This is a genomic window from Microbacterium murale (assembly GCF_030815955.1).
GTDB lineage: Bacteria > Actinomycetota > Actinomycetes > Actinomycetales > Microbacteriaceae > Microbacterium > Microbacterium murale_A.
In genome coordinates this window covers 3,362,784-3,383,180 of sequence record NZ_JAUSXK010000001.1, presented here as the reverse complement: position 1 = coordinate 3,383,180, position 20,397 = coordinate 3,362,784, and the positions used below count along the sequence as shown (strand labels likewise).

19 protein-coding genes are annotated in these 20,397 nt (G+C 68.1%); 10 read left to right on the top strand and 9 right to left on the bottom strand.

Translation table 11 applies throughout. The features are described from left to right. The first annotated feature begins 71 nt into the window (after window positions 1-71). From QFZ46_RS16310 to aqpZ, 8 genes are all read left to right on the top strand, one after another. A complete protein-coding gene (locus QFZ46_RS16310; RefSeq protein ID WP_307363251.1) occupies window positions 72-1,463 on the top strand; it encodes a hypothetical protein in 1,392 nt (463 codons plus the stop codon). After that, window positions 1,460-2,110, top strand: coding sequence for a DUF4129 domain-containing protein (locus tag QFZ46_RS16305; RefSeq protein ID WP_307363250.1), 651 nt, complete (start codon window positions 1,460-1,462; stop codon window positions 2,108-2,110). The genes QFZ46_RS16310 and QFZ46_RS16305 overlap by 4 nt, the downstream gene beginning before the upstream one ends. Then, a complete protein-coding gene (locus QFZ46_RS16300) occupies window positions 2,107-3,306 on the top strand; it encodes a DUF4350 domain-containing protein (protein WP_307363249.1) in 1,200 nt (399 codons plus the stop codon). Before QFZ46_RS16305 ends, QFZ46_RS16300 begins: the two co-directional genes overlap by 4 nt. Before the next feature lie 59 nt (window positions 3,307-3,365). Continuing rightward, window positions 3,366-4,289, top strand: a complete 924-nt coding sequence (locus QFZ46_RS16295) for an AAA family ATPase (protein ID WP_307364650.1) — start codon at window positions 3,366-3,368, stop codon at window positions 4,287-4,289. 1 nt (window position 4,290) lies between these two features. Further along, window positions 4,291-5,598: a DUF58 domain-containing protein gene (locus tag QFZ46_RS16290; protein WP_307363248.1), complete on the top strand. Its 1,308-nt coding sequence runs from the start codon at window positions 4,291-4,293 to the stop codon at window positions 5,596-5,598. A 75-nt stretch (window positions 5,599-5,673) separates the two neighbouring features. Beyond that, a complete protein-coding gene (locus tag QFZ46_RS16285; protein WP_307363247.1) occupies window positions 5,674-6,114 on the top strand; it encodes a Fur family transcriptional regulator in 441 nt (146 codons plus the stop codon). Continuing rightward, window positions 6,115-7,611 (top strand): catalase, encoded by a 1,497-nt coding sequence (locus tag QFZ46_RS16280; RefSeq protein ID WP_307363246.1) that lies wholly within the window; start codon window positions 6,115-6,117, stop codon window positions 7,609-7,611. 181 nt (window positions 7,612-7,792) lie between these two features. After that, a complete protein-coding gene (aqpZ, locus tag QFZ46_RS16275; RefSeq protein WP_307363245.1) occupies window positions 7,793-8,557 on the top strand; it encodes an aquaporin Z in 765 nt (254 codons plus the stop codon). A 63-nt stretch (window positions 8,558-8,620) separates the two neighbouring features. Here the strand turns inward: aqpZ and QFZ46_RS16270 are convergent, their stop codons facing one another. Then, window positions 8,621-9,613 (bottom strand): stage II sporulation protein M, encoded by a 993-nt coding sequence (locus QFZ46_RS16270; RefSeq protein WP_307364647.1) that lies wholly within the window; start codon window positions 9,611-9,613, stop codon window positions 8,621-8,623. A 16-nt stretch (window positions 9,614-9,629) separates the two neighbouring features. On the opposite strand from QFZ46_RS16270, the gene QFZ46_RS16265 reads away from it, so the two are divergent. Then, window positions 9,630-10,439: an RDD family protein gene (locus tag QFZ46_RS16265; protein WP_307363244.1), complete on the top strand. Its 810-nt coding sequence runs from the start codon at window positions 9,630-9,632 to the stop codon at window positions 10,437-10,439. A gap of 2 nt (window positions 10,440-10,441) precedes the next feature. Here the strand turns inward: QFZ46_RS16265 and QFZ46_RS16260 are convergent, their stop codons facing one another. Genes QFZ46_RS16260 through QFZ46_RS16245 form a run of 4 tightly spaced genes read right to left on the bottom strand, consistent with a single transcriptional unit; the run spans window position 10,442 to window position 13,651 of the window. Then, window positions 10,442-11,656 (bottom strand): ABC transporter permease, encoded by a 1,215-nt coding sequence (locus QFZ46_RS16260; protein WP_307363243.1) that lies wholly within the window; start codon window positions 11,654-11,656, stop codon window positions 10,442-10,444. After that, window positions 11,653-12,393 (bottom strand): ABC transporter ATP-binding protein, encoded by a 741-nt coding sequence (locus tag QFZ46_RS16255; RefSeq protein ID WP_307363242.1) that lies wholly within the window; start codon window positions 12,391-12,393, stop codon window positions 11,653-11,655. Before QFZ46_RS16255 ends, QFZ46_RS16260 begins: the two co-directional genes overlap by 4 nt. Continuing rightward, the gene (locus QFZ46_RS16250) at window positions 12,390-13,349 is read right to left on the bottom strand and encodes an efflux RND transporter periplasmic adaptor subunit (RefSeq protein WP_307363241.1); all 960 of its coding nucleotides are present in this window, start codon (window positions 13,347-13,349) and stop codon (window positions 12,390-12,392) included. The genes QFZ46_RS16255 and QFZ46_RS16250 overlap by 4 nt, the downstream gene beginning before the upstream one ends. A 26-nt stretch (window positions 13,350-13,375) precedes the next feature. Next, complete coding sequence (locus tag QFZ46_RS16245; protein ID WP_373457652.1) at window positions 13,376-13,651, bottom strand: DUF3499 family protein; 276 nt, start codon at window positions 13,649-13,651, stop codon at window positions 13,376-13,378. Here QFZ46_RS16245 and QFZ46_RS16240 point away from each other — a divergent pair. Further along, on the top strand, window positions 13,650-14,081 hold the full coding sequence (locus tag QFZ46_RS16240) for a hypothetical protein (RefSeq protein WP_307363240.1): 432 nt from the start codon (window positions 13,650-13,652) through the stop codon (window positions 14,079-14,081). The genes QFZ46_RS16245 and QFZ46_RS16240 overlap by 2 nt on opposite strands. On the opposite strand, the gene QFZ46_RS16235 is transcribed toward QFZ46_RS16240, so the two are convergent. The 4 genes from QFZ46_RS16235 to manA form a co-directional block, all read right to left on the bottom strand. Beyond that, window positions 14,072-15,445 (bottom strand): DUF5719 family protein, encoded by a 1,374-nt coding sequence (locus tag QFZ46_RS16235; protein WP_307363239.1) that lies wholly within the window; start codon window positions 15,443-15,445, stop codon window positions 14,072-14,074. The genes QFZ46_RS16240 and QFZ46_RS16235 overlap by 10 nt on opposite strands. After that, window positions 15,442-18,615, bottom strand: a complete 3,174-nt coding sequence (locus QFZ46_RS16230) for a glycosyltransferase (RefSeq protein ID WP_307363238.1) — start codon at window positions 18,613-18,615, stop codon at window positions 15,442-15,444. The genes QFZ46_RS16235 and QFZ46_RS16230 overlap by 4 nt, the downstream gene beginning before the upstream one ends. Window positions 18,616-18,689: 74 nt before the next feature. After that, on the bottom strand, window positions 18,690-19,007 hold the full coding sequence (locus QFZ46_RS16225; RefSeq protein ID WP_307363237.1) for a WhiB family transcriptional regulator: 318 nt from the start codon (window positions 19,005-19,007) through the stop codon (window positions 18,690-18,692). 219 nt (window positions 19,008-19,226) lie between these two features. Next, window positions 19,227-20,348 (bottom strand): mannose-6-phosphate isomerase, class I, encoded by a 1,122-nt coding sequence (gene manA / locus QFZ46_RS16220; RefSeq protein WP_307363236.1) that lies wholly within the window; start codon window positions 20,346-20,348, stop codon window positions 19,227-19,229. Window positions 20,349-20,397 lie beyond the last annotated feature (49 nt).

The following is a 20,397-nucleotide window of genomic DNA, read 5'->3' as shown; positions in this document are numbered from 1 at the left end:
GCGCCCCCGAGCGTCCATCGGCGAGAGGCCCGGGTATGACACGATGGTTCCGCACCGTCGGAGGGAGCGCTGTGAGCGCACAGGGTTGGACAAACGCACAGGGTTGGACGCCTGCTCTCAAGCGCGGGCTCATCCCGCTGCATCCGCTGACGTTCGGCGCACTGCTCGGAAAGCCCTTCGCCACTCTCCGCCACAACCCGAAGGTCCTGTTCGGCTTCGCGATCGTCGTCCAGCTCGTCGTGGCCGTCGTGACCGCGCTGGTGGTCGTCGCCGTGGTGTTCGCGACGTTCCTGCGAATGGAGACGCTCTCCCCCAGCTCGCCCGATTTCTTCCCGGTGATGTGGGGCGCCATCGCCATCAACGCGCTGGTCGTGCTCGCGATGAGCTTCGTGAGCCTGGCGTTCACTGCCATCATGCAGGGCGTCGTGGCCGCCGACGTCGGTCATGCAGCCCTGGGTGAGAAGCCCGCGCTCGGCAAGCTCTGGCGACTGATGCGTCCGGCGTTCTGGCGACTTCTGGGCTGGAGCGTGTTGCAAGCCCTTGCCGCGCTCGTGCTCATGGCCGTGATCGGCGGCATCGTCGCCCTCGGCGTCATGGCGGGCGTCGGCGGCTCTGCAGAGGGCGTCGGTCTCACCGTCGTGATCGGCGTCCTGCTCGTGCTCGCGATGATCCCGCTCTGGGTGTGGCTGAGCACCAAGCTGCTGTTGGTGCCTTCGATCCTCGTACTGGAGCGTGCAGGCATCCGCGCAGCGCTCGTGCGCTCGTGGCGGCTGACCCGCGGACGATTCTGGACGGCGTTCGGAGTCGTCTTCCTCGTCAACCTGATCATGGGCACCGCGGTCAGCGTCGTGAGCATGCCGCTGTCGCTGCTGGGCTCGCTGTTCGGAACCGTGATCGCCCCGACCGGCCCGAACGACACGTCGGGCATCGCGCTCTACCTCATCACCGCACTCGCTCCGCAGCTGCTGATCTACGTGCTGCAGGCGATCACCGTCGTCGTGCAGTGCGCCGCGGGCGTCTTCATCTATCTGGATTGCCGGATGCGCTACGAAGGGCTCGATCACAGCCTCATCAGCTATCTGGAGCGTCGCGACCTCGGTGCGAGCGAAGAGGAGCTCGGCGATCCTTTCGCCGTCGACCCCGCGCGAGCAGTGAACAGCACCCCACCGCCGAAGCCGATGCCCTCGTATGCGACGGCACCGGTCGGGTGGGGTCAGTATCCGGCGCAGCCGCCCTATCCAGGACAGCAGCCGTACCCTGCGGCTCCGCAGGCGTATCCGGCGCAGCCGCCCTATCCCGCACAGCAGCAGGCTCACCCACCACAGGCACCGTACCTCGCGCCGCAGCCACCTGCACCGCAACCGCCCGCACCGCAGCGGCCGCAGCAGCCACCGGCGTCCGCTCAGCCGACCCCGCCGGAGAGCGAGAGCCCGTGGGCCCCACCAGGATCAGGCAGTGCATGATCCATCTCGTCATCGATCCCTACGCACCTGATGGCGACGAAGCACGGCGTTGGGCGGAGCAGGAACTCCAGGATCCGCGCTACGCCGACGCCAAGCCGACCTGGTTCGACTACCTGGCCGAAGACGTCGCGGAGTTCATTGCCAGCCTGTTCTCGCCCGACACCGGTCAGCAAGCGGGGAACGTGGCGCTCATCATCGTCACGGTGGTGATCGTCGCCGCACTCATCACTGTGCTGATCCTCTGGGGCCGGCCGCGCGTGTCGCGGCGGGTCAAGCGGCGCGACAACGACCTTCTCGGGGCGCGCGATGACCGCACGGCAGCGCAGCTTAGGGCGGATGCCGCGCGCAGCGCTCGTGACGGCGACTGGGACGCCGCGACGGTGCTGCGCTTCCGCGCGCTCGCGCGCGGACTGCTCGAGCGCGACATCATCGCCCCTGCTCCTGGAGCGACCGCGCAGGCGATCGCCCGCGAAGCCGCCATCGCGTTCAAAGCGCAGAGAGCCGAACTGACCGCGGCTGCCGGAGCCTTCGACGACGTGCGCTATCTTCGCCATCCCGCAACGGAGCAGAGCTATCGCGCGCTCGCCGAGGTCGACGATCGACTGGCCGCACTTCACCCTCCCGTGCTCGAGGCGGTACCGGCGTGACGGTCACTACGGCAGAGGCGGATGCCGCGGCGCCCGGCACGGCTGTGCGCCAGAAGGGACGGGTGCGGTCTGCGCTCGGTTGGCTGGCGATCGCCGCTCTCGTGATCATCTTCGCCCTCTTCATCGGAAGCATCAGCGTGAGCGCGCCCGGCTCGCGCGGCGCGCTCGATCCTGAGAGCGCAGACGAGTCGGGCGCGCTGGCACTCGCAGATCTGCTCCGCGATCAGGGCATCGACATCACGATCACGCGGACGCGCGCCGAAGCCGTCGCCGCGATCGACGCGGAGAGCACGCTCGTGATGGCTGACCCCTTCGCGTTGTCCGATCAGGCGGTCGAGGACCTCGTCGCACCCGCCGAGCGCACCGTCTTCCTCTCCAGTGCGAGCCGCCTGCTTCGGATTCTCGAACTGGGTGAGAACGCCGCCGCCTCATCCGACACCGGTCTGAGCGCGCAGTGCGACCTGCCCGAGTTCGCGAATGTCGGCACGGTGCGGCCCGACCGCTTCTTTACCCCCGCCGCAGGTGTCACCGGCTGCTACGCGGATGCCGATGGCGCCGCTGCCCTGCTTGTCGACGACAGTTCCAGCCGTCGCGTCGCGCTCATCGAGGGCAGCACGCTGTTCAGCAACGAGCACCTCGCCGAGAACGGAAACGCCGCTCTCGGACTCGCTCTGCTCGGTCAGGGCGAAGACGTCGTCTGGTACGTCCCTTCATTCGACGACAGCGACATCGAGCCTCAGACCGCCGACAGTCTCGCCGCCCTCACACCACCGTGGGTGACTCCGGCGATCCTCCTCCTCCTGCTCGCCGGCATCGTCGCCGGCATCTCCCGCGGCCAGCGGTTCGGCCCGCTGATCGCGGAGACGCTGCCGGTGACCGTCAGGGCCTCGGAGACCATGCACGGTCGTGCTCGTCTCTCAGCGAAGGCCGCCGATGCCGCTCACGCCGCAGAAGCCCTGCGAGACGGTTCATTGCGCCGTCTCGCCGCGCGACTCGGCCTCACGGCACGGTCGACGCCGAGCGAGATCGCGGATGCCGCCAGCGACCGGCTCCGCGTTCCGCGCGGCGCGCTCCACCAGCTGCTCGCGGGCCCCCTGCCGACAAGCGACCCCGAACTGATCGACGCCGCACGGCGGCTCGCCGAACTCGAAACAGCGGTCGAGACCGCTGTGCACGTGGAAAGGAACACACCGTGACCGACTCCTCCCCATCCCCCGCGGCATCCACACCTGACGACGCGCAACTGCGCCAGGCGATGCACCGCGTACGTGCCGAGGTCGACAAGGCCGTCATCGGCCAGGCGGGCACCGTCACCGGACTGCTGGTATGCCTGCTGTCCCGCGGACATGTACTGCTGGAGGGCGTGCCGGGCGTCGCCAAGACGCTGGTCGTGCGCTCGTTCGCTCGGGCACTCGGCCTCGACACGAAACGTGTGCAGTTCACTCCCGACCTGATGCCCGGCGACGTGACCGGTTCGCTCGTCTACGACGCCCGCACCGGCGAGTTCGAGTTCCGTCAGGGCCCCGTGTTCACGAACATCCTGCTGGCCGACGAGATCAACCGCACGCCGCCGAAGACGCAGGCAGCACTGCTCGAGGCGATGGAGGAGCGTCAGATCTCCGCGGACGGGACCAGCCGCGATCTGCCAGACCCGTTCCTGGTCGCCGCGACCCAGAACCCCATCGAGCACGAGGGCACCTATTCCCTGCCGGAGGCGCAGCTCGATCGATTCCTGATGAAGCTCGTGGTCGGCATGCCGGAACGCGACGCCGAGGTCACCGTGCTGCGGCTGCACGCCGGCGGATTCTCCCCTCGCGCGCTCACCGGCGTCGAGGCGACTGTCACGGCTGACGAGATCCGCGCTGCGCAGGATGCCGCGGCCAGGGTCGAGGTGACCGACGAGGTGCTCGGTTACGTCGTGGATCTTGCCCGCGCCACCAGGCTGTCCCCGTCGGTGCAGCTGGGCGCGAGCCCGCGCGCCTCGACGGGCCTGCTCGCCGCCGCGAAGGCATGGGCATGGTTGAACGCATCGAGCGCCGTGACCCCCGACCACGTGCAGACGATGCTCGTACCGGTGTGGCGCCACCGACTGCAGCTGCGGCCTGACGCCGAGATGGAAGGCGTGTCGGCCGATGCCGTGCTCGCCAGCGTGATCCAGCAGACACGGGTGCCGATCTAAGGTGTTCATCTCCGGCCGACTCGCCGTGGCTCTCGGGCTCGGCGTCATCCCCCTCGTCGCATTCACCGCGGCGGGGCTGCCGGTGTGGGCAGTGCTCGGCGGCTGGCTGCTGCTCTGCGGCATTCTGCTCGCGGTCGACATTACGATGGCGGCGAGCGCCCGCACCGTCACCGTGACCAGGCAGTTGCCGTCCCGCGCGCGGATGGGCGAACCGGTGTCGACGAGCATCGCCATCCACAACCACGGGGCGCGAGCCATGAGCGCGCTGCTCCGCGATGCATGGCAGCCGACGGCCGGGGCGAGCCCTGCACGCATGCGAGCGACTATTCCGGCAGGTGAGCGACGTCGGGTCGAGGTCCCTCTGCTCCCCCGCCGACGAGGCGAACTGGTGAGCGAGTTCGTGTTCATCCGCTCACGCGGACCGCTCGGACTCGGCGGCCGCCAGGCGAGGCACGATGTGCGCGGCGCGATACGGGTGCTTCCGGCGTTCGCGTCCCGCAAGCACCTGCCGTCGCGCCTCGCGCGCCTGCGCGAACTGGACGGCAACACCAGCATCCAGGTGCGAGGACAGGGCACGGAGTTCGACTCACTGCGCGAGTACGTGCGCGGCGACGACGTGCGCTCGATCGACTGGCGGGCGACGGCCAGGGCGGGCACGACCATGCTGCGCACGTGGCGACCCGAGCGCGACCGCCATGTGGTGATCCTGATAGACACCGGGCGCACGGCCGCAGCCCGCGTGGGCGACGGCACACGGTTGGATGCGGCATTGGAGGCGTCGCTCCTGCTCGCGGCGCTCGCGACCAGGGCAGGCGATCACGTGCACCTGCTGCTCTACGACCGCGTCGTGCGCGCCCGCGTGACCGGCATCGACGGCGCAGGGCTTCTTCCGGCGATGACCGACGCCATGGCACCGGTGCACGCGCGCCTCGTCGACACCGACTGGTCAGGCGCATTCGCAGCGATCCGCACCCTCACCACGCGCCCGTCGCTCGTGGTCGTTCTCACCGCGCAGGACGCCGCGGAGTCCGCTCGTGGATTCCTCGGCGCCTTTCCCACCCCCTCCCGAGCGACGACCGTGCTGGTCGGTTCCGTCACGGACGACGCCGTCGGAGACCTGGCGAAGCGGCGAGGCTCTCGCGAGGAGATCTATCTCGCCGCAGCCGCCGAGCGCACGCTGCGCGATGCCGAGAACGTGGCGGACGCTGTCCGGCGTGCAGGCGGCGAGGCGATCACCGCCGACCCGGACGCCCTGCCGCCGAAGATCGCCGACCGTTATCTGGACCTGAAGGCCGCCGGCCGCCTGTGAGCGCACGTTCGTCGACTGCATATTCCTGAATCATTTCTTTTTGCGAATCATTCAGGAAACTGCGAGACTGGAGTCATGACCACCTCGACCGCAGCCCTCGCTGCACCTGAGCGCCTGCGGGGCGCCGGGCTGCGCGTCACGGTGCAGCGCGTCGCGGTACTCGACGCGCTGAGCGCTCACCCGCACGCGTCGGCCGAGACTGTGCACTCGCACCTGCGTGATGACCTCAGCGGCGTCGCGCTGCCCACCGTCCACGGCATCCTGAACGATCTCACCGGTGCAGGCATCGTCCGTCGCGTGAGCCTTCCCGACGCCGGAAGCGCCCTCTACGAGGTGCAGCACACCTTCGACAACCATCACCATCTTCAGTGCGTGGACTGCGGGCGCGTCGAAGACGTCGCCTGCGCTGTCGGCGAAGCGCCGTGTCTGCATCCGTCCCACGACCACGGGATGCGAATCCTCGAAGCCTCTGTGACCTACCGAGCCATCTGCTCTGATTGCGAAAGGAAGAAGTGAATGACTGACAAGACTTTCACCACAACCCAGACCGGAACGCCCGTCGCCAGCGATGCCCATTCGCTGACGAACGGTGCTGACGGGACCACCGCACTGCACGACCGCTACCTCGTAGAGAAGCTCGCGTCGTTCAACCGCGAGCGCGTGCCGGAGCGCAACCCGCATGCCAAGGGCGGCGGCGCGTTCGGCGAGCTCGTCATCACCGAGGATGTCTCGCAGTACACCCGCGCAGCCGTCTTCCAGAAGGGCGCGAAGAGCGAGACGCTGATCCGCTTCTCGTCGGTCGCCGGCGAGCAGGGCTCCCCTGACACCTGGCGCGACGTCCGGGGCTTCTCGTTGCGGTTCTACACGACCGAGGGCAACCTCGACATCGTCGGCAACAACACCCCGACGTTCTTCCTGCGCGACGGCATCAAGTTCCCCGACTTCATCCACTCGCAGAAGCGCCTCACCGGTTCCGGTCTGCGAGACGCAGACATGCAGTGGGACTTCTGGACGCTCTCCCCCGAGTCCGCGCACCAGGTCACCTACCTCATGGGAGATCGTGGCCTGCCGCGCTCGTGGCGCCACATGAACGGCTACGGCTCGCACACCTACCAGTGGATCAACGCAGCGGGCGAGCGCTTCTGGGTGCAGTACCACTTCATGTCGAAGCAGGGCGTCGAGCCGATGTTCGCCGATGAGGCCGAGCGTCTCGCCGGTCAGGATGCCGACCACTACCGTCGCGACCTGTACGAGGCCATCGAGCGCGGGGAGTTCCCCGAGTGGGACGTCTACGTGCAGGTCATGCCGTACGAAGAGGCGAAGGGCTACCGCTTCAACCCGTTCGACCTCACCAAGACCTGGTCGAAGAAGGACTACCCGCGCATCAAGGTGGGCACCTTCACGTTGAACCGCAACCCGCAGAACTTCTTCGCCGAGATCGAGCAGGCCGCCTTCTCACCGGGCAACCAGGTGCCGGGCACCGGCATTTCGCCGGACAAGATGCTGATGGCTCGCGTCTTCTCGTACCCCGATGCGCAGCGCTACCGCATCGGCACCAACTACAACCAGCTGCCGGTCAACCAGCCGCATGCCGCCCAGGTGAGCAACTACATGCACGAGGGCAACATGCAGTACCACTTCAACACCGCGGAGCACCGCGTCTACACGCCTAACTCGTACGGTGTCGCAGGCGGCCCCGAAGCAGACCCCGCACGCGGTGTCGAGGCCAGCTGGGAAGACGACGGCACGCTCCTTCGCAGCGCGGCGACCCTGCACTCCGAGGATGACGATTTCGGCCAGGCCCGCACGTTGATCAACGACGTGTTCTCCGACGAGGAGCGTGCGCGCTTCATCGAGACCCTGGTCGGCCAGTACAACGGTCTGAGCGTCCCCGCCATCCAGGAGCGCTTCTTCTGGTACTGGGGCCAGGTCGACCAGGCACTCGCCGACAGGGTCCGCGAGCTTGCAGGTCTGCCGATCGGTGAGGCCGAGCCCGTCGGCGTCGGCCAGTAACACCTCGTGATCGAAAGGGTCGGATGCTTCGGCATCCGGCCCTTTCGACGTCCATGCGCATGTGGCCGCTGTGAGAACGCTGAGTGCGCGTCGGCGCGCCTCCCTCGCCACAATCCGCGGACCGTGGATGATATGGCGTGAATTCGGTCGTATCTGACTCGAACTGATGAGAGGGAATCCCATGAGTGAATCACTCGCCGAAGCAGCACCTCCGACCCCGTCGGTCGGCTCCAAACTCACCGCCGAAGCGCTCGGCACCTTCCTGCTGGTGTTCGGCGGCGTCGGCACCGCGCTGTTCGCCTCCAACCATTTCACCGACCCTGGATCGGGATCCGCCGTGTACGTGGCCGTCGCTTTCGCATTCGGTCTCACGGTCGTCGTCGGCGTCTACGCCTTCGGCCCGATCTCCGGCGGGCATTTCAACCCCGCAGTCAGCCTCGGCCTCGCGGCGGCCGGCCGTCTTCCTTGGCGCGAGGTTCCCGGCTACATCATCGCCCAGGTCGTCGGCGGACTCATTGCGAGCACCGCGCTCGTATTGATCGGGCTGTTCGGCCCTGAGGGATGGCTCACGACGGCTCAGGATGCCGGCTTCGCCAGCAACGGCTGGGACGAGTTCTCCCCTGGCGGATTCGGCATGTGGGCGGCGATCATCATCGAGGTGATCCTGACCGCGATCTTCCTGTTCGTGATCCTCGGCACGACGCACAAGCTGCGCCCCACCCCGTTCGCAGGCCTCGCGATCGGCTTCACACTGGCGCTGATCCACCTCATCAGCATCCCCGTCGACAACACCTCGGTGAACCCCGCCCGCTCGATCGCCGCGGCGGTCTACGGCGGCGTCGGCCCGCTGTCGCAGCTGTGGGTGTTCCTGGTGTTCCCGATCGTAGGCGCGCTGATCGCCGGATTCACGTACAAGACACTGCTCGACGGCACGAAGAAGTCCTGACCTCCGCATCCGCAACGACGCACGAAGAAGATCCCGCCTCCGGTTCATCCGGGGCGGGATCTTTCATCCGGCGACGAGTTGAGGCGTCCCCGCCTCGTACTCCAGCAGGTCACCGCGTTCGCCTCGACGATAGGCGCGTCCGCCGACGAGCAGCATGTAGACGAGGAACACGGCGAGAGCGGCGGCGCCGATGCCGATCTTGATCGGCCACGGCAGCGACCAACCGGTGACGAAACCCTCCACGAGACCGGAGAGGAACAGCGCGAACACCAGCCCGATCGCCACGGTCGCCAGGGCGCGGCCCTCCTGCGCGAGCGCGGTCGCGCGGCTGCGCCGTCCCGGTGCCACCCAGGCCCAGAACAGGTGCAGGCCGCCGGCGGCAGCGACGAAGATGCTCGTCATCTCCAGCATCCCGTGCGGAAGGATGTAGAGCACCATCACGTCGAGCCGGTCGTGTGCGGCCATGACCGCCGCAGACACGCCGAGGCCGAAGGCGTTCTGGGCGATGACGTAGACGGGCCAGATCCCGGTGACGCCGAAGAGCACGCACTGCACCGCGATCCATGCGTTGTTCGTCCACACCATGCCGGCGAACACGGCGGCGGGGTTCTCGGTGTAGTACTCGGTGAAGCTCTCCTCTGCGTACTGCTCGAGGAAGTCTGCGGGCCCGAGCGTTGCGACGAGCGCGGGATCGCTGGAGATCCAGGCGGCGACGCCGGCAGTTATCGCGATGAATACCAGCGCGATCACCAGGGTCGTCCATCGCAGCCGGTACAAGGCTGCCGGCAGTTGATCCGAGAAGAATCGCGCGATCTGCGTGAGGATGCTGTCGGAGGTGCCCGTCAGACGCAGCCGCGCCTTCGCCACTATCGATGACACATAGGCGCCCTGGGGCGACTCCCCCACCGAGGTCTTCAGCTCGGCGAGGTCAGCAGATGCCGCGCGGTATCGCACGATGAGTTCGTCGACGCCGGCGCCGTCGAGCCTCTGGCGGCTGAGTTCGTCCAGCCGTTCCCACTCGGCACGGCGGGCATCGCTGAGAGCATCGGCATCCACCTGATTTACTGTACTCATGTCCACGCCGATCGACACCGCCGACGAAGTGCTCTCCGGCGAAGCCGTCGCCATCGATGTGCAGCCGCTCAGCTTCTTCATGCGTGCGCTCGGCGCCCTGATCGACATGATCGTCAGCTGGACGCTCTTCGTGCTCTTCCTGTGGTTGCGCATGTGGCTTCTGGGCAACGGGATCATCGACGGCTCCATCGACGGCATCATGAATGTGACGGCGATGGTCGCGTGCTTCGTAGCGGTGCCGATCGTGATCGAACTCGCCACGCGAGGGCGCAGCCTCGGGCGCCTCGCCGTCGGCGGACGGATCGTGCGACTGGACGGCGGGGCCGCAGGGTTCCGGCATGCCTTCATCCGTGCGCTCATCGGCGTGCTGGAGATCTACATGACCTTCGGCGCCATCGCGATCCTCGCCGGCGCATTCACTGCCCGTTCGCAGCGTCTGGGCGACATGGTGGCGGGAACATACAGTCAGCGCGTGCGCACGCCGAAGCTGGTCCCGCTCACGCCGGTGATGCCGCAGGCGCTGACCGGATGGGCGCAGATCGCGGATGTCGCGAGGATGCCGGATCGCCTTGCCCGACGCATCTCGCAGTTCCTGCAGCATGCGGAGCGGATGTCACCACCAGCCCGGGCACGTATCGCCCAGGAGCTCGTCCTCGAGACGACCCGCTTCGTCTCGCCGCAGCCGGTCGCGCATCCGGAGCAGCTCCTGATCGCGATCACGGTGCTGCGCCGAGAGCGCGAGCGCCGCGCGTTGGCGATCGCTGATGCCAGGGCTGAGAAGCTCACCGGTCGGCACGTCGGGGTCTGACGTCAGAATCGGATCGCGTCGATCACCTTCACTCGCAGCGCGACCAGTGCCGGGATGAATCCGGCGACGGCGCCGACGACGACGGACGCGATGAGCCCGGTGAGCGCAGCCCGCATCGGGAACGGCGGAACGTCCTGCATCCCGGAGAACATCGCCGGGATCACCCAGTCGGAGCGCAGCACGGCGACGACGATCGCGATGCCGATGACGCCGGCCACCGTGGTCGCGACCAGACTCTCCAGCAGCACGGACACGAAGACCCGTCCCGCGGTCGCCCCGAAGGCACGGCGCACGCCGATCTCCCGCACGCGTTGACGCATCGCGACGAGCTGGATGTTGATCAGACTCAGCGCCCCGAGCGCGAGGATGAGCATCGCTATGCCGCCGGTGATCAGTTCGAATGTCTGCATGGAATCCGCCATGCCCGGTGACGCCGCCCAGTCGGACCTGCTCACTGTCACGGCTTGCCCCTCGGGAAGCCCCGCACGCAGATCCATCGCGAGAACGGGCCCGATCTCGGCGGCCTGATCGGCGCCGAGCCAGATCTCGTACTGCGGCCAGGCCCCCTCCGGCAGAACGTCGACCCTGGAACGGTACGAATCGTAGAGCACGTCGACCCGCAGTTCCTCGTCGCCGAAGCCCTGTCGAGGCACGACGCCGATGACCTGGTACGTTCCGCCGGCGTCACCGGAGATCGCGAGTGTCGGATGCTGGTTCAGCGGAGCACGTCCGATGCGATCCCACAGTGCCTCTGTGATGACCACAGGGGGCGCGAGGACTTCGGCGTCACCGTCCCGGAACCAGCGTCCTTCCAGAAGCTGCTCCCGATGGATCTGCGAGTACGCCGGGTCGAGCAACCGACCGTTGACGTCGACAACACCGTCCGACAGCTGAACGGGGAACATCACGCCCTGCGCGACCCGTGCGGTGTGGCTGAATCCGAACCTCTCCGAAACTCGCTCGAATCGTTCGCCGAAGGCGTCGAAGTCGACCGGATCACCGTTCTCCGTGGCGATGCCGACGACGATCGTCGCGCTCCTGCCGCCCCAGCGGTCCGACTGCTCCGTCTGATACTGCTGCTGGTACTCCGAGAACGCGATGACAGCGGTGAGCGCCGCGACCGAGACCGCGATGCCGATCAGGCTGAGCAGCACGCGCAGCTTGTGCACGCGGATCTCGGCCCACGCGTCGGCGAGCGCCCCCAGGAATCCGCTCATGCGACGGTCTCCGGGACCGATTCGGACAACGTGGACGCCTCGAATGCACGGCTGAGGTCGGCCGGCGACAGCTGACCGGCATCCAGTCGGTAATGCCGACGGGCGCGCGCGGCGACATGCAGGTCATGGGTGATCGTCACCAGCGCCGAATCCGTCTCGGTCGCCACTTCGTCCAAAAGCGCCATGACCGATGCTCCGGTGTCGATGTCGAGCGCACCGGTCGGTTCATCGGCGAGGATGAGCACCGGCCGACGCACCAGAGCCCTCGCGATCGCGACGCGCTGCTGCTCGCCTCCCGAGAGACGATCGGCGACCTGGTCGATGCGGTGGCCGAGTCCGACGCGCTCGAGCATGTCTGCAGCGACGGCGCGACGTTGCCAGAACAGCCGCCCCCTGGCGTGTCCCAGCGGCATCATCACGTTCTCCAGGGCGGTGCGCCCCGGAAGGAGGTTGAACTGCTGGAAAACGAATCCCACGTTGTCGCCCCGCAGCCGGTCGAGCTTTCCGCTGCGCATCCTGCGAACCGGCCGACCTTCGAATGCGACCGAACCAGTGGTCGGTGCGTCCAGCATGCCGAGGATGTTCAGCAGCGTTGATTTGCCGGAGCCGGAGCGCCCCACGATCGACACATGGTCGCCGGCACTGACCTCCAAAGTGATGCCGCGGAGGATCTCCAGACGCGAGTCATCAGCCAGAAGCACGCTCTTGGTGACTTCTTCGAGTGCGACCAGAGTCACCAGCTGGTTCCGCTCTCGCACTCTTCGACGCCAGGCTGGATCTCGTAGCAGAACTCCTCTACCGGGGCCATGAAGCCCGGCACGAACTGGCGGATCATGTCGCCTTCTGCGAGCCCGTCGACGACTTCGACCATGTCACCATCGTTCACGCCGAGAGAGACGGCGCGCTCCTCCGGCTCGCTGCCGTCTCCTGCGTCCACCCAGACGTTGCCGCTGCCAGAACCGCCCTGGACAGCTGTGACCGGGATGACGAGCGCGTCGTCGACCTGCCCGAGAGCGAGGTCCATCTGTGCAGGAAGCCCGGCGAACACGACCTGCTCGCCGGGGATGGAGCAGCGGACGCTCGCCGTGCCCTCGGTACTGACCTGCACGCGCACGCCGGTGCACGCGAATGGCGCCGGTCCGCCGGTGATCGTGACGTTCGCCTCCGATGGTGCGCCGACGAGCCGGTACAGCTGCACCGGCTCGACCGTTGCGAGCAGGTGGTACCGGGCCGGAGTGAGCGTGGCGATCTCGGCTCCCACGGCGACGGGTTGACCTTTGACGAGCGCGAGCTCGGAGATGTCGCCCGCCTCTGGCGCGACGATGTCGATGTTCTTCTCCGGGTCGTCCTGTCTGACAGTGAACAGCACCTGTCCTGCGGTGACCGCAGCACCGTCGGCGACATGCACGGCCGTCACTGTGCCGTTCACCTCGCCGCGCAGCGGGAAGGACTCGTCCCTGGCGATGTTCCCGCTCAGAGTGAGAGCGTTGACCACCGACCCGCGCTCGACGGGGATCACCGGATCGGTGAGCGTCGCGTCGGGACTGACGATCGCATCGGCAGTATCAGGGAAGAACGCCAACTTGACGAGCGCCGCCGCGCACAATCCGAAGACGATCACCAGCAGCAGCGGGAAGATCCAACGACGCCAGACGATCACGAAGCCCTTTCCGGTCGCGCCGCCGTGGCGCATCCGGAATCAGCATAGCCAGCCGAGAATCAGGCGCGCATCGCCTCGTGCCGGACGACGATCCAGCCCGTGGGCACCGAGACGCGCTCCGCATGCTGAGCGCAGAGATCATGCGCGTTGGGGTGATCGGTGCCGCCGAGCGGGCCCAGCGCAGCCATCTGGTCCCCGTAGTCGTAAGTGAGCGTCGCCACGGCCTCGCGAGCGCAGGTGACCTTCGAGCAGAGTCTTCCGTCCATCTGTGCCAGCGTATGGCGCTCGGCGGGCACAGGCCGGTTGCCGCGCGGAACACCATAGACTTTCGTCATGCCCCGTCGTCCGTCCGATCGCAGCACTGCAGCACCCCGTCGTGGTGCACGGCACGGCCGTCACGGGCGCCTCGGGCGCAGTGAGGTGGTGCGGCCGCCGCTCCCGCCCCTGGAAGGGCGCGTCGATCGCTTCGATGTCACGATCGGCGCCGCCGTGGAGTTCCTACGCGGTACATGGCCAGAACTGCAGGAGGTGCGCTTCGAGATCGGAGCGCTGCCGCTGAGTCCCGACACGACCGGCATCCCGCGTTGGCAGATCGATCGTGAGGGTCGCCGGATCGTGCTGTTCCGCGTCCCGATCGAACGGCTGCTCCCCCCGGGACACGATGACGCGATGCATCGCCGTATCGCGATCGAGAGCGCCGTCTTCCGCGCCGCCGCCGAGTACGTCGGCAAGGACCCCTGGGAGTTCGGCGCGGATCAGGGGTAGACGGTGACGGCGTCCTGCGCCGCCGCCGCCGGCCAGATCGGCCAGCCGGCCATCGCGTTCGTGCCCGCCAGGACGATCGCAGCGTGCAGCGGCGTGTCCGTCGACAGTGAATAGGTCGCGTCTTCGGACACCTTGACCGCAAGGGATCCGCCGGCGGGAACGACGAGCTCCTCGGCCGTTCCGCCTGCGGTGGGCGTGAGAGTGACGGCTGCCTCGGACTCGGCGGAGTTGACCAGATGGATACGCGGGTTCGGGCCGTCCGGCACGGCAACGGCCACTTCCCCTGACAGCTCGGGCGCTGGTGTCATCCACGCGAAATCAGCACCGATGCCGATGCCCGTGATCTGCCGGACCGCACCGACGACCGGTGCCTCGGCCGCGACCTCCACGCTGTACACGCCGGTCGGCAGGCCGTCCAGGTTCACCTCCACGGGGATCGCCGCTTCGAGCGGGACCGACATCGTCTGCACCTCTTCGCCGTTGGAGCGAATCGTGATGGTCGCCTGTCCCGCCTGATCGGTCGCCATCAGTCGCAGCACGGTGACAGCGGAGTCGGGGCTGGTGGTGAGCACCTGAACGCCGGCGAAAGTGAGGTCAGTCCGCGGAGCCCCGGCCGTGTCCTGCAGGTCGATCCCGGACGGGTCAAGGGTGCGGATCAGCGAGGACTGCAGCACAGCGCGCAGTGGGGCGCCTGCGGCGGTCACGCGCACGACGGGCTGCTGCAGACCGGCGGCGACGGATGACAGCGGAACAGCGAGCTGAGTACCCGCAGGCACGAGTGTCGTCGTCGAGGACTGCTCCGTTCCGAACACCGTGATCGTCGCTGTCGCCGTGACATCGCCGGGATTGGACAGGATGACGAGATCGCTGGTGCCGGTCTCGACCGTTCCGCCGATCAGCCACGACTCCGTGCTCGGCTCGCGGCAGGCACTGGCGGCCAGGCCGGAGAGGTCCTCCGCAGCGAGCGAGATCGATTCGGCGGCGGCGATGGGAGCCGCAGAACCCACGAGTTGGAGTGGGCCGGTCGCCGGACCGCTGAAATCAGCGGTGAACAGGTCCGACGCGGTGAGTTCGGACTCCGCGCTCGCTCCGCTGCGCTCGGCAGTGAGCGCAGACTCACCGGCAGACGACATCTGCCCGGCGTTCTGCGTGTTCCGGCCGATTGCTCGGAAGTCACCGGTGCAAACGAGGGTCGTGTCGCCGGCCGTCGGCGTCACAGAGACCTGGGCCGGTTCGTTCACGATTCCGGGCCACGGCAGCGCAACGGCAGCCGTCACTCCCACCACGCAACCGACCGCGATCACCGCTCCGACCAGCAGCCTGGCGCTGGTCGCGACGACGCGGATCGCTCGATTCGGAGTCATCGCTCCCCCTCCTGGTCGGCAGGCTGCACATGATCAGAACCGTCTGGCGTGTCCTCTCCGGACTGCCGAGCCCCGGATCCCGGCTCCTGCGATGCCTCGCCGTGTGCACCCTCTTCCGAGACGTCGGACACTTCCGAACCGTCGGACTCGTCGAGCCCTCCGTTCTCGGCGTACTCAGCGTCCTCAGCCTTCCCGGGGTCCTCAACGGACTCAGGGTCCTCCCCGGGGTCAGCGTCCTCGGAAGGCTCAGCGTCCTCGCCGGGCTCAGCGTTCCCGGAAGGCTCAGCGTCCTCGGCCGGCGGCTGCGACGCACCAGGCTGCTCATCTTCGATCTGACCGTCCACGCGCTTCGGGAGCACCATCGGCTCCTCGGCCGAGCGCCCGACGATGCGGGACTGCGCGCGGGCGGCGCGTCGGGATGCTCGAGTGGGGATGGAGAGCAGGAGCGCTGCGAACAGGACGATCAGCTGCAGCGCGGTGGCCGCCGTGGCAGTACCGTCTTGGACGTTGCTGAGCGTCGCCCGCTCGGAGGGTGTGGCCTCCAGACGCCACAGCACTCCCTTGTCGGTCTCGCCGACCTTCACGAATCCGGCACGCTGGTCGAGAGCGGTGATCGCCGCCACTCTGAACGCCCGCGCAGCATCCGACTCGTCCGTGGCGACCTGATCGAGCAGCACGAAATGAATGCCGTGCGCGGCGAGTTCGCCCGGGGCATCGAAGGTTCGTGTCGAAAGCAGATCCACCGAGAGCGCGCTGATGTCGGTTCCCTGCGGCTCAGTCGCCGTATTGAGCAGCGTCGTCTGCGCTCCGAGCGTCTCGCTCGCACCCCACACCACGTCTGCAGCCAGGCCACCGTCGTTCTGCGGCGTGAGCACGAGCGTCGCGATCTCGCGGTCGCCCTTCGCCTCGGCGGCGACGAATGCAGGAAGCGTGCTCTCGGGCCCGTCAGTGAGAACGGTGCGGTCGGTGTGCAGGGCCGTGAGCGCCGGTACGGCGCACACCGCGAGGGCGAGACCGGCAACTGTGACGGCGGCCACCCGAAGCCGTGGAAGGGTCACCGCGGTGTCGAGAGTGACGAGCGCCGCACCGACGACACCGACCCAGGCGAGGCTCAGGCCGCTTCCCGGCCAGATCTCCACCGGCACTCCGTGCGCGAAGCTGACAACGACGCCGACGGCCACGAATGCCGTCGCCAGGCCTGTCATGGCGACTCCGAGCAGGGTGATGCCCGCACCCCATCGCGGAGCGACAGCTGCGGCGAGGGCCAGCAGCGCGAGAGGTGCGATGAGCAGCGGCGCCCATGCGGCGATCGCCGGATCGATCACATCAGCCCAGCCGGCGAGGTCCGACGTGGGGAAGCCTGTCGCCAGCAGCATCCGTCCGGCGCTGTCGGCGGCGACCTGCGGACCCGCCCACGCCGAACCAGGGTCGGCGAAGATCGCCCAGAGGTTGCCGTTGCGGATCTGCCAGATCACGAGAGGTGCGAACAGGACCGCGGTGGGCGCAAGAACCCAGAGCAGACGGACGGCACCGTGGAACCATCCGCGGGTCAACACGATCACGAGCGCCGCGGCCCAGAGCAGAGCGAGGCCGGGGGCCAGGGCCGGCGCGCACGCGAGCACTGCGGCGAGCAGGATGGAGGCCGCGCCTGCCGCACCCCACGAACGGTGGGCGACGACGGCAGCGTGGAAGAGCCATGGCAGCAGCAGATGCAGCAGCACAGCCGCCGGGCGCCCTTCGACCAGGGCGGTGAGGAAGGTCGGCGCGAGCGCCCATGCGACGCCGCCGAAGATGCGCAGCCCTCCGCGATCGGTGATGCGCGTCGCCGCGAACCAGCCACCGAGAACTGCGAGCGGCAACGCGAGCAACCAGAGCAGCACCATGGCGAACGAGGGTGCGCCGGCCCACAGCGTGCCGAGCACCGCGACCACTCCCGAGAAGGGGTCCGCCGGGCCGACGACCCCCACACCGAGACCGCGCTGCCCCCACGCTGCGTCTTCCCAGAGCGCAGCGACCGTGTTGCGCAGGGGCAGCAGCGCCCCTCCGCCGATCGCCGGCCACGCCAGAAGCGTGAAGAAGGATGCGACACCGACGACCAGCGCGCCGAGCACAGCCCACGCACCGCCCCCGGAGAAGAAGTTCAGCTCGCTGAGGGCGCCGCCCTCGCTGCCGTGTCCATCGTCGAGACGCCGATGCAGTTGCGAGCGGGTGATGCGCAATGGAGCGATGCTCGACCAGCTCGACGTACGCGAGGAGCGGATGCTCTGCCGCGAACGCGCCACGGCCCCGATGCGGACCATCGCCATGATCGCTGCGCCCCATTCGGGGAACACGGCGGCCGGGCGTTTACCGATCAGATGCACGATGGTGCGCCACAGCGCAAGCGGCAGCAGCGACAGCCAGTGCAGGGGCACAGCCGCCGCCGGCGCGTACGAGAGGCGGCGATGCAATTGCGCGAGTCGCGTGGCGTACGCGCGTTGAGCTGCGTTTCGCGGGAGGGCGGCAGGGCCGTCCGGATGCACTGACACGCGCGCGCTCGGCGCCAGCACCACCCGGGTGCCGGTGAGTCGGGCGCGCACGCCGAGGTCGAGCCCCTCGTCTGCACCGGAGAGCGCAGTGTCAGGTCTCAGCCGATCGCGCATCTCGCCGCGGATCAGGATGCCACGGATGTCGGCACCGAGGGCATCGTCGCCCCTGTCGTGCTGACCCTGGTCGAGTTCGCCGGCCGCGAGCTCGACCGAGCGCCCGAGCGTGGTCATGGTGACGCCGAGCGAGACGAGTTCACGTTCGTTGTCTGCGTTGACGAGTTTGGGAGCCGCGATGGCAGCGGACGGCGAGCGCTCCAGTGCACCGGCGAGCTGCGCGAGCGCCTGCGGATGCGGAGCAGTGTCGTGGGCGAGCAGCCATACGGCAGCGCCTTCGGCCACTCGCGGTCGCGCAAGATCCACGGCCTCCGCGTACGAGGTGCCGCCGCGGGCTTCGATGATGCCCTCCACGACACCTGCGACGACGTCGCTGGAGCGAGCGTCTGAGCCGTCGCCGCATACGACCAGGGTGACGGCGTCGGCGCGGCGGGTCTGGAGGGTCAGAGCGTCAAGTGTTCGCAGCAGCTGCGCACGCGCGGATGAACCGGGGCGCGCGACGATGATGGCATGAACTGGGGTAGGCATGGCCTGGTCAGCCTATGCGCTGAGCTCCCGGGCCACCGTCATCGCGCCCGGCGAGCCTGCCAAGCTGTGAACGATCAGCCGGCGGCGCGCTTGAGCTTACGGCGCTCGCGCTCGCTCAGACCGCCCCAGATGCCGAAGCGTTCGTCGTTGTTCAGCGCATACTCGAGGCATTCGCCTCGTACGTCGCAAGATGAGCAGATCCGCTTCGCGTCACGGGTGGAACCACCCTTCTCCGGGAAGAACGCCTCAGGATCGGTCTGGGAGCACAGCGCGTCTGTCTGCCATGACAAGGTGCTGTCTTCATCAGGCTCGATGCGCCTGACCCCGGGAACCCCGAGATTGACCGGATCAACAAACCAGTTCTCGGGAACGTCGGAACGGTAACCCGTCATGTCGCTCTCCTTGCCCTTCAGAATTGCCCCCCACCGGGCCTTGCTGAACTAATTACACCCGTGTCATTCGCTGCGGTCAAGTCGCGGATACTAAAGCCTCAATCGACGATTGAAGGTTCACGGCGTGTCGACGGCGTGTCGTGTCAGGTGGGACTCAGCGCGGCGGGCACTCGGGCGTGTCGGCATCGGCGTTCGGTGACCGTCCGACCGGGCCACCCGTCAGCTGCCCGGCTGCGCGATGAACGCCTCGCCTGCGCCACTCAGCGTCAACGACCCCTCGTCCTTCGTGGCGAAGACCGCTGATCCGACGGAAACGGCGAGTGCGACCTCGTCCGCACCTGCGACGGCCACCTCTCCCCCGGTCGAGAGCACGATCGCCGGCCCGGCGATGTCCAGTGTCTGCGGCGCACCGGCGAGAACGACACGTCGCAGCGCGAAGTCGGGAACGTCGACCGGATACTCGGTCACTGCCCCGGTTGCGGGGAGTAGCACCGGCACCTTCTCGGGCGTCGTGTCGAGTACCGAGAGCAGCTCGGGCACGTCGATGTGCTTGGGGGTCAGTCCCCCGCGCAGCACGTTGTCGCTCGCCGCCATGATCTCGACGCCCAGACCGGAGACGTAGGCGTGCAGGAGTCCGGCACGCAGGAAGATCGCTTCGCCTCGGTTCAGCACGACGTAGTTCATCAGCAGTGCGACCACGACCCCTGGGTCGCCGGGATATCGTCCGGCGATCGCCCGCACGGCGTCGAGCTCGGCCGCGAATTCCTCCGACGACGCCTCCGCGAGCGCCGCGATGATCTCATCCACCTCTCGCTGCGCGTCGCCGGAGAGGATCCAGCCCACGGCGTCCCTCAGCGCGTCCTCCTCACGGCCGCCCTCGAGACGCTCGCGGAGCGCCCGCACGCCGGACGACTCGCCCAGCGCCGTCAGCAGGCGGAGCGTGTCGGCGACGGGTCGCAGGCCGCCGAGGGCCTCGAAGCGTTCGCTGAGGGCGACGATCAGCTCGGGCTTATGGTTCGCGTCCCGGTAGTTGCGAGCGGGGTCGTCCGCGGCGAGCGCCTGCTCTCTGCCCCATCCTTCTCGTGCCTGCGCGATCGTCGGGTGCACCTGGATCGAGAGCGGAGAGGCTGCGGCGAGCAGCTTCAGCAGATAAGGAAGAGTGCCGCCCGTCACCGCGTCGAGGGTGGAGCCGTCGGCGGTTTCCGCAGGATCGCCGGGGTGGTCGCCGAACCAGACCTCCGCCTCCGGCTCGCCGGTGGATTCGCGGCCCTCCAGCTCGGCGAGGAGGGATGTCGACCCCCAGGCATAGTCACGGGGCGCGTTCGACAGACTCAGCAGCATGGCCCCAGCGTATCGATCCGGCCGTGGCACAGCGATCTGACGGTGCCGG

Excerpts from the sequence above, each read along its gene's own strand:
- QFZ46_RS16235 (WP_307363239.1), bottom strand. The coding sequence starts at position 15,445 with ATGACTCCGAATCGAGCGATCCGCGTCGTCGCGACCAGCGCCAGGCTG.
- QFZ46_RS16245 (WP_373457652.1), bottom strand. The coding sequence starts at position 13,651 with ATGACGAAAGTCTATGGTGTTCCGCGCGGCAACCGGCCTGTGCCCGCC.
- QFZ46_RS16295 (WP_307364650.1), top strand. The coding sequence starts at position 3,366 with ATGCACCGCGTACGTGCCGAGGTCGACAAGGCCGTCATCGGCCAGGCG.
- QFZ46_RS16240 (WP_307363240.1), top strand. The coding sequence starts at position 13,650 with ATGCCCCGTCGTCCGTCCGATCGCAGCACTGCAGCACCCCGTCGTGGT.
- QFZ46_RS16230 (WP_307363238.1), bottom strand. The coding sequence starts at position 18,615 with ATGCCTACCCCAGTTCATGCCATCATCGTCGCGCGCCCCGGTTCATCC.
- QFZ46_RS16225 (WP_307363237.1), bottom strand. The coding sequence starts at position 19,007 with ATGACGGGTTACCGTTCCGACGTTCCCGAGAACTGGTTTGTTGATCCG.
- manA (WP_307363236.1), bottom strand. The coding sequence starts at position 20,348 with ATGCTGCTGAGTCTGTCGAACGCGCCCCGTGACTATGCCTGGGGGTCG.
- QFZ46_RS16280 (WP_307363246.1), top strand. The coding sequence starts at position 6,115 with ATGACTGACAAGACTTTCACCACAACCCAGACCGGAACGCCCGTCGCC.
- QFZ46_RS16265 (WP_307363244.1), top strand. The coding sequence starts at position 9,630 with ATGTCCACGCCGATCGACACCGCCGACGAAGTGCTCTCCGGCGAAGCC.
- QFZ46_RS16285 (WP_307363247.1), top strand. The coding sequence starts at position 5,674 with ATGACCACCTCGACCGCAGCCCTCGCTGCACCTGAGCGCCTGCGGGGC.
- QFZ46_RS16250 (WP_307363241.1), bottom strand. The coding sequence starts at position 13,349 with ATGCGCCACGGCGGCGCGACCGGAAAGGGCTTCGTGATCGTCTGGCGT.
- aqpZ (WP_307363245.1), top strand. The coding sequence starts at position 7,793 with ATGAGTGAATCACTCGCCGAAGCAGCACCTCCGACCCCGTCGGTCGGC.
- QFZ46_RS16305 (WP_307363250.1), top strand. The coding sequence starts at position 1,460 with ATGATCCATCTCGTCATCGATCCCTACGCACCTGATGGCGACGAAGCA.
- QFZ46_RS16260 (WP_307363243.1), bottom strand. The coding sequence starts at position 11,656 with ATGAGCGGATTCCTGGGGGCGCTCGCCGACGCGTGGGCCGAGATCCGC.